Raw genomic sequence first — 6133 nt, 5'->3', positions numbered from 1 at the left:
ACCTTCAACGCGATAAGCGCCCCTCACAGGGGCAACATTGCAGGCGATCTCACACTGGGCGCTTTTCGATATCGGTATACCGACATCGGAATGATTCCAGTGACTTAGGAGGTCCGGCTGCGTCGGAGATTCAGGCTAAAAAGGCCCCGACCTTCGGTTTACAAAACCGCTGCACTACCGCTGTGCTACGCCGGCGCGGTCGATCCGGCAGGGCCGGACGCGACGGCCTAGCGGTTAGCAGCCGGGTCTCCTCAGGGCAAGCCGGTCGATAGGCTGAGGCGGCCAGCAAAATGGCCCCGCCTCGAGAGGCGGGGCCCGATGTCGTCGAGAAGCCAGCGAAGCTCAGTTCTCGTGGGTGTTGATGTCGCGATCCTTGGTCTCGGGCACCAGCAGCATGCCGATCACGAAGGTCGCGAGGGCGAAGACGATCGGGTACCAAAGGCCGTAATAGATGTCGCCGGTGCCGGCCACCATGGCGAAGGAGGTCGCCGGGAGCAGGCCGCCGAACCAGCCATTGCCGATGTGATAGGGCAGCGACATGCCGGTGTAGCGGATGCGGGTCGGGAAGAGCTCGACCAGCGCCGCGGCGACCGGGCCATAGACCATCGTCACATAGATGATGAGGATGGTCAGGATGCCGATGATCGTCAGCGACTGAACGCTCGTCAGCGCGCTGAAGAAGCCGGTCTTGACGATGCGCGCATCGCCCGGGGCCGGGTAGCCGGCGGCGACCGCTTCCTTGGCGACGGTGGCGGCGAAGGTCGCGTCGACGGCGAGTTCCTTGCCGTTGACCGTGACCTTGGCCGGGGTACCGGCCGGCGCCGGAGCCGAGGTGTAGACGATGGCCTGGGTGGCCAGCGTGCGGCGGGCGATGTCGCAGGGCGAGGTGAAGGTGCGGATGCCGACCGGATCGAAGACCGATCCGCAGGTGGCGGGATCGGCGACGACCTGCACCTTGACGTTCTCATGCGCCGCGGCGAGGCCCGGGTTGGCCGCCTTGGTCAGGGCGCCGAACAGCGGGAAATAGGTCAGCGCCGCGATCAGGCAGCCGGCCAGGATGACGGGCTTGCGGCCGATCCGGTCCGACAGCGAGCCGAAGAAGATGAAGCCGCCGGTGCCGATGATCAGGGCCCAGGCGATCAGCACGTTGGCCGAATAGAGATCGACCTTCAGGATGCTCTGGATGAAGAAGAGCGCGTAGAACTGGCCGGTGTACCAGACGACCGCCTGGCCCATGGTCAGGCCGAACAGGGCGATCAGCGCGATGCGGGCGTTCTTCCACTGGCCGAAGGCCTCGGTCAGCGGCGCCTTGGAGCCGGTGCCCTCTTCCTTCATCTTCTTGAAGGCCGGGGATTCCTGCATCTGCAGCCGAATCCAGACGGAGATCGCGAGCAGGAAGATCGAAAGCAGGAACGGAATGCGCCAGCCCCAGGCGGCGAACTCGGCCTCGCCCATGTTGACGCGGATCACCAGAATGACCAGCAGCGACAGAAGCAGGCCGAGCGTCGCGGTGGTCTGGATCCAGGAGGTGTAGAAGCCGCGACGGCCGACCGGCGCGTGCTCGGCGACATAGACCGCGGCGCCGCCATATTCGCCACCGAGCGCGAGGCCCTGCAGCATGCGCAGTGCGATCAGGATGACCGGCGCGATCCAGCCGATGGTGTTGTAGCTGGGCAGCAGTCCGACCAGGAAGGTCGAGGCGCCCATGATCACGATGGTAACCAGGAAGGTGTATTTGCGGCCGATCAGGTCACCCAGACGTCCAAAGAAGAGGGCGCCGAACGGACGGACGAGGAAGCCGGCCGCGAAGGCCAGCAGGGCGAAGATGGCGCGGGTGTTCGGATCGAAGGCCGAGAAGAAATGCGCGCCGATCATCACGGCGAGCGAACCGTAGAGGTAGAAGTCGTACCACTCGAAGACGGTGCCGAGCGAGGATGCGAGAATGACGCGCTTCTCTTCTCTCGTCATGGGGCGCGGCGCGCTCTTCGCCCCCGATACGTTTGCTGCCATGCTCATGGCGAGTACTCCCCTGCGATGACCCCGGCAGCGGGACGATCCGCGCTGCCCGATTGCCCACCGTCCTTGTTCGACGTGATTGCGGCGAAGGCGGAGGCGAAACCCGCAGGTCCGCGCTTCCGTCGGCGACACCGATGCGCTCGAAAAAGATCAAGCGCAATCAAGCACTTGGTCTTGCATCATTGGTTGTACGACGATCGTCTCAGACGGGGCCGGCGCGCGATTTCGCTTTGCAGCCGGGGGTAGGCGCCTATAGTCGGCGGCGGAGGCCACGAGATGCGGAGAAGGAGGAGCGCCATGTCGCGCGCCAGGATGATCTGTCTCGGCCTGCTGCTGACGGGCCTGTGGCTGCCGGCGGGACCGGCTCTCGCGCAGCCTGCCTTTCCCGCCGCGGCGTGGGCGAGTGCCGCTCGGCCGAGCCTCGGCCATCTCCCGCATCGCGGCGCGGCGATTCACCAGCGGGTGGGCGATCGTCGCTGGGTCCGTTCCGATGCTACCGCTTGGCGCGGCCACCATCATGGCCGGCATGGCGGCCGCGGGCCGCTGGCCGCCGTCGGTTACGGGCCGTGGACCGTGCCGGGCGGGGGGACATCCTCGCATGCGATCGAGATCGAGCGCCCCGTCGACCGTCATTCCTTCGAGCACATGCCGGTGCGGATGGGCATCGCGCGCTCGCCGACACCCGAGCCGACGCTCTACCGGCTCGAGGGACGGCACGATCGTCCGGCGACCCGCGTCATCCGGATCAGCGATCCCGAGCCGCGGCAGGGCCGGCGCACGCGCTTCGCCCATGCCGAGACCGGCGCGCTGCTGCTGATCGTCCCGGGCCGCTGAGGCCGGCCGGTCTCAGCGGCGCCGGCTGGCGGCGTAGAGCGCGATCGCCGTGGCGTTGGAAACATTGAGGCTGGTGATCGCGCCCGGCACTTCCAGGCGCGCGACCTGATCGCAAAGTTCGCGCGTCCGCTGGCGCAGGCCCTTGCCCTCGGCGCCCATCACCATGACCAGCGGGCGCGTCAGGGTCACGTCCTCGAAGGCGGTGTCGCCATCCGAGTCGAAGCCGATGCGCTGGAAGCCGCGCTTGCCGAGTTCATCGAGTGCGTCGCCGAGATTGCGGACGGCGATCAGCGGGACATGCTCGAGCGCGCCCGAGGCCGATTTCGCCAGCACGCCGGTGGCCGCGGGGGAGTGGCGGATGGTGACGATCACCGCCGCGGCGCCGAAGGCGGCCGCCGAGCGCAGGATGGCGCCGACATTGTGCGGATCGGTGATCTGGTCGAGCGCCAGCACGATCGCGTCGTCGGGCAGGCTGTCGAGATCGGGCGAGGGCAGGGGATCGCAGACGAGATAGAGTCCCTGATGCACCGAATCGGGGGTGAGCAGCCGGTCGATCTCGGAAGGGCGCACGATCTCGGGTTCAAGCGGCAGATCGCCGATCTCCTCCTGCAGGCGCTTGACCCCGTTCTCTGTCGCGAGCAGGCGACGATGGCGGCGCATGGGATTGCGCAGGGCCTCGATCACCGGGTGGACGCCGTAAAGCACCGCCTCGTCGATATCGCCGGGGCGGTGGTGCAGCGTGCCGTCGGCGCGGCGTGGACTGGTCTGGCGCGGGCCGTCACCGCGCGCACCCTCGCGGCGCGGCCGATCGCGGTCCGGCTTGGGGCGAAACGGTGCTGGCATGGGGGTTCTCCTGCGGGGCCGGCGCATGCCCTGACATGACAGTCCCGGCTTGACCAGCCTGGAATTGCCGATGTGCCATGGCATGACGATGGGACAACGGCTTTTTGGCGTTGACAGGGGGCGGCCCGGTCACCATAAGTCCGGCCGCGCCTGTCGCCGTCACACCAGTGACACGAGAGAGACGCCCGCGGCCCAGCCGCAGGCGGCGCAGGCGGGGGAATGTCCCGAGCGGCAAAGGGGGCGGACTGTAAATCCGCTGGCTATGCCTTCGCAGGTTCGAGTCCTGCTTCCCCCACCACTTCCGATCAGAACTGCGAACCGGGCCGCGACCTGCGGCCTGGCTTCGCAGGTTCTTCTCGAAATTGTCGGTTCTGCCCACCACTCGGATTTTATCTGGCTCGACGATGATGGCGTCGACAACCGCACCGAGCCAAGCTTTGCGCGCTTCAACAGGGCCGTTGATTAGGCGCTCAACGAGCGACGAGCGGAACGCCTCCACGACATGAGGAGCGAATACCGGTTGGTCGATCAGACTGGCCTTCGCGCGCTCGACCGCTGATGAAGCGAGGTCCCGCCTCTCCCGGAGGGTTCTGACACGGATCTGGAGAGAAGGCTCGGTGGGATCGAGAGTGCCAGACTCGATGGCCCGATAGACGTTCTGAAGCGATTTGTCGGCTTCAGCCACGTCCGCCTGCAACTGAGCGATGCGTCGAAGGACGGATCCCTGCTTTGAGGCTTTGCGGCTGTGAAGAGCCTCGAGAATGCCAACCAGGCGGTCTGGAGTCGTCAGCCATTGTACCAGCGCGTGCATGACGCGATCTTCGGTTGCGTCCCGACCGACCGCTTTAATCTGACAGCTCCGAGGACTCTGGTTGATAGTGCCTGCGCATTTGTAATAGCGGTAGATCGTACCATTGCGAGAGGTTCCGGTCGCTGGGGACATGGCCCGTCCGCAGCAACCGCAACGGATGAGCCCGCCGAACAGTGACGGGGCGTTGTCGAGACGAGGACCGCGGCGGGTTGGTTGACGCTCAGCCAAGTGAGCCTGCACCGCGTCGTAGGTCTCGCGATCGACGATCGTTGGCACCTCGTAGTCGACGATTCTGTCGTCGGGATTTTGCTTGCCGTGCTTGTCGAAGACGTTCCAGGAGCGGACGCCGGTATAGGCTTCGCGAATCAGCATCTCGTGGATGGTGCTGGAATAGAATTCTCCGCCTTTGCGGGTCCGGTAGCCGGAGGCGTTGAGATGTTGGACGATGGCCCGCACGCCCATGGGGCCCGACACACCGTCGCCGTCTAGCGCGAGGCGGAAGACGAGGCGAACGACCTCGGCCTCCACTGCGTCGACTTCGAGCGCGTGCTTGGTTGTCCTGCCGATCGTTTTGGCTGGCGCCGAGCGATATCCGTATGGTGTGGTCCCGCCGTTGGAGAACCCAAGCTTGGCGGTCGCGACCATGCCGCGCATGGTGCCGATACGTGCGTCATGGGATTTGAACTGATTGGCGAGCCCGAGCACCAGGCGGACGAGTTCGCCAGACTGAGAGTCGACGATGTTCTCGGTGACAGAACGAACCGCAACGCCGTGTGCGGCGAGTTCGAGAACCGTTCGCTCCTGGTCCACAAGGTTGCGGAACCCTCGCGAGATCGAGTGAACGAGCACGGCGTCGACCGACCGGGAGCCATCGAGGCAGTGTGCCAGCATCTTCTGAAGCTGAGGCCGCTGCACAGAGCTGGCACTCTCTCCAGCGTCGCAATAGGTGCCGAGGATCGTCCATCCCTGGCGCTCGCAGTGGTCGCGCATCTGAGCTTCCTGCTCCTCGAGCGAAAGGCGGTTTTCAGCTTGCCGGTCGGTCGAGACGCGGATGTAGAGGACCACCCGGTCGGGCCGGATCAAGGTTTCCTCAAGTGGGGGGCGTCTGCGGCGAACCATCTTCGTGTCCTATGGGGTCTATGCGTGGTTGTTTGATACCGCTGCGATGACGAGAGACGACTCACTTGCTCATCGACCCAGAACGCGCTCGACAACGTCTCCGAAATAATGCTCCAGCGCGTCGAGTTCCGCCATGCCGACGACCCCGGCATCGATGTCCTCGAGAACGATCCGGCGATCTGGGAGTGTCTCATCCAGGCGGCGGGCAGACGCCAGCGAGGGATGGTACGACGCCCGCGTGACCTTGCCCCCCTTTCTGCGGCCTTGCCGGGGCTGCTTGCCCATGTCCGTCGCTCCTGTCGAGGAGCGGTAGGCTGGCAATTCGGCATCGAGGCCAACATGGATCTAATTGGTACCGAGCTATGTTTGGCGATCTCAAGTCGGTTTGATCATCGGCTGCTGGTCACGGATCTTCACTACAGCAGCACCGCCGAAAACTGAGCCTTGAGGTCGGCGAGGGTCGTGTCCCATAGCGTGGTGTAGCTGACGGTGGTCACCGGCGATTGCCGG

5 protein-coding genes and 2 tRNA genes are annotated in these 6133 nt (G+C 65.5%); 3 read left to right on the top strand and 4 right to left on the bottom strand.

What is annotated here, in order from left to right; translation table 11 throughout:
- Positions 1–114: 114 nt before the first annotated feature.
- A tRNA-Thr gene (locus AX750_RS25890) sits at positions 115–192 on the bottom strand.
- A gap of 150 nt (positions 193–342) precedes the next feature.
- Positions 343–1968, bottom strand: a complete 1626-nt coding sequence (locus AX750_RS06595) for an MFS transporter (RefSeq protein WP_082735252.1) — start codon at positions 1966–1968, stop codon at positions 343–345.
- Between the two features lie 345 nt (positions 1969–2313).
- On the opposite strand from AX750_RS06595, the gene AX750_RS06590 reads away from it, so the two are divergent.
- Positions 2314–2850, top strand: a complete 537-nt coding sequence (locus AX750_RS06590; protein ID WP_066725050.1) for a hypothetical protein — start codon at positions 2314–2316, stop codon at positions 2848–2850.
- 12 nt (positions 2851–2862) lie between these two features.
- Here AX750_RS06590 and rlmB read toward each other — a convergent pair whose 3' ends face one another.
- Positions 2863–3693: a 23S rRNA (guanosine(2251)-2'-O)-methyltransferase RlmB gene (rlmB, locus tag AX750_RS06585; RefSeq protein ID WP_156446658.1), complete on the bottom strand. Its 831-nt coding sequence runs from the start codon at positions 3691–3693 to the stop codon at positions 2863–2865.
- A gap of 213 nt (positions 3694–3906) precedes the next feature.
- Here rlmB and AX750_RS06580 point away from each other — a divergent pair.
- Both AX750_RS06580 and AX750_RS06570 read left to right on the top strand, forming a co-directional pair.
- Positions 3907–3991: transfer RNA gene (locus tag AX750_RS06580), tRNA-Tyr, on the top strand.
- 1185 nt (positions 3992–5176) lie between these two features.
- Entirely contained in the window at positions 5177–5659 is a 483-nt protein-coding gene (locus AX750_RS06570; protein ID WP_066725058.1) for a hypothetical protein, read from the top strand.
- A gap of 33 nt (positions 5660–5692) precedes the next feature.
- On the opposite strand, the gene AX750_RS06565 is transcribed toward AX750_RS06570, so the two are convergent.
- Positions 5693–5908, bottom strand: a complete 216-nt coding sequence (locus AX750_RS06565) for a hypothetical protein (protein WP_066725060.1) — start codon at positions 5906–5908, stop codon at positions 5693–5695.
- Between the last annotated feature and the right edge of the window lie 225 nt (positions 5909–6133).

Source organism: Methylobacterium sp. CCH7-A2, from assembly GCF_001557075.1.
GTDB lineage: Bacteria > Pseudomonadota > Alphaproteobacteria > Rhizobiales > Beijerinckiaceae > Allobosea > Allobosea massiliensis.
This window is presented reverse-complemented; position numbering and strand designations above follow the sequence as displayed.

Excerpts from the sequence above, each read along its gene's own strand:
- AX750_RS06595 (WP_082735252.1), bottom strand. The coding sequence starts at position 1,968 with ATGACGAGAGAAGAGAAGCGCGTCATTCTCGCATCCTCGCTCGGCACC.
- AX750_RS06590 (WP_066725050.1), top strand. The coding sequence starts at position 2,314 with ATGTCGCGCGCCAGGATGATCTGTCTCGGCCTGCTGCTGACGGGCCTG.
- rlmB (WP_156446658.1), bottom strand. The coding sequence starts at position 3,693 with ATGCCAGCACCGTTTCGCCCCAAGCCGGACCGCGATCGGCCGCGCCGC.
- AX750_RS06570 (WP_066725058.1), top strand. The coding sequence starts at position 5,177 with ATGGGATTTGAACTGATTGGCGAGCCCGAGCACCAGGCGGACGAGTTC.
- AX750_RS06565 (WP_066725060.1), bottom strand. The coding sequence starts at position 5,908 with ATGGGCAAGCAGCCCCGGCAAGGCCGCAGAAAGGGGGGCAAGGTCACG.